General features: G+C 63.0%; 2 protein-coding genes and 1 pseudogene. 2 read left to right on the top strand and 1 reads right to left on the bottom strand.

Features of this window, described 5'->3' with window-relative positions:
- Both EOA22_RS34485 and EOA22_RS34480 read left to right on the top strand, forming a co-directional pair.
- Positions 1 to 286 (top strand): annotated as a pseudogene (locus EOA22_RS34485) (glutathione-dependent formaldehyde dehydrogenase); the annotation flags it as partial.
- A gap of 9 nt (positions 287 to 295) precedes the next feature.
- Complete coding sequence (locus EOA22_RS34480) at positions 296 to 844, top strand: hypothetical protein (RefSeq protein ID WP_063170835.1); 549 nt, start codon at positions 296 to 298, stop codon at positions 842 to 844.
- A 29-nt stretch (positions 845 to 873) separates the two neighbouring features.
- Here EOA22_RS34480 and EOA22_RS34475 read toward each other — a convergent pair whose 3' ends face one another.
- Positions 874 to 1,089, bottom strand: coding sequence for a hypothetical protein (locus EOA22_RS34475; protein ID WP_013525008.1), 216 nt, complete (start codon positions 1,087 to 1,089; stop codon positions 874 to 876).
- Positions 1,090 to 1,167 lie beyond the last annotated feature (78 nt).

Genomic DNA, 1,167 nt, shown 5'->3' with positions numbered 1-1,167 from the left:
GATCTATGTCTGCCGGCCGGCCGGCGTGATCTCGATCCCCGGCGTCTACAGCGGGCTGGTCGACAAGATTCCGATGGGACAGGCGATGAACAAGGGCCTCACCTTCCGCATGGGGCAGACCCATGTCACCCGTTGGACCGAGGATCTGCTGCGCCGCATCGTGGACGGCCAGATCGACCCTTCCTTCGTCATCACCCATACCGTCGGGCTCGAGCAGGGACCCGAGATGTACAAGGTGTTCCGCGACAAGCAGGACAGCTGCATCAAGGTTGTTTTGAAACCGTAGGGAATCGTCATGAACGTGGTCGCTAAACTCACCAACATCACCCGATCGCCTGGCGATCCCAAAGTGCTGCAGGCCGGGCCGAGTGTGGTCGGTGCCTTCGACGGCCTTGCTCGCAAGCTCGGCTGGTTCAGCATCGCGCTGGGTGTCGTCGAGCTGGTTGGTGCCGAGCGGATTGCCGGTGCGCTCGGCATGAGCGGCAAGCAAGATCTCATCCGAGCCTATGGGGCGCGGGAGATAAGCAGCGGCATACTCTCGCTTTCCGTGGACAAGCAGGCTGGGCTTTGGAGCCGGGTGGCTGGCGACGGCCTGGACATCGCGACGTTGCTGTCAGCTTATCGGCATGACAATCCAAAGCGCGACAACGTGGGCATTGCGCTTGCCGTGGTCGCCGGCATCGCTTTGCTCGACATCATCGGTGCGAAAGGCGTCACCGCGCGCCACTCTCGCAGGGGGACCAAGCCGCGCGACTACAGCGATCGCAGCGGCTTTCCCGCAGGCACTGCCGCAGCCCGCGACTTTGCCCGCTCTGAGCGCGGCCAGGAGTCCGGCGCCGCCTGACAGAGTGCCGACCTTCTGGGGTTCCAGCCCTAAAACCAGGTTACCGATTTTGAGCTCGACGAGATTGTAGCCGCGCAACTTGCTATCGGCCCGGCCCCATCCTGCACCATGCCGATTTCTACGCCGGATGCGACCTGCTCGCCACGCCCCAGGTGTGGGTGCGGCGCAGTGCCTGCGAATTCGCCGATGGCGCTGACGATTTCCCGGCCGTCAGCATCGGTGATGACGGTGGCGTAGCGGGTCATGAATCACACTCCTGAATCAGCGCGCGTTGCGGAGACAACCTATTGATGGGAAGCTGGCTGTTCGAGGAGGACAGCAAT

This window comes from Mesorhizobium sp. M7A.F.Ca.US.014.04.1.1, from assembly GCF_003998745.1.
GTDB classification, from domain to species: domain Bacteria; phylum Pseudomonadota; class Alphaproteobacteria; order Rhizobiales; family Rhizobiaceae; genus Mesorhizobium; species Mesorhizobium ciceri.
Note: the sequence above shows the minus strand (reverse complement) of the source record. Positions and strands in the feature narration are given on the sequence as shown.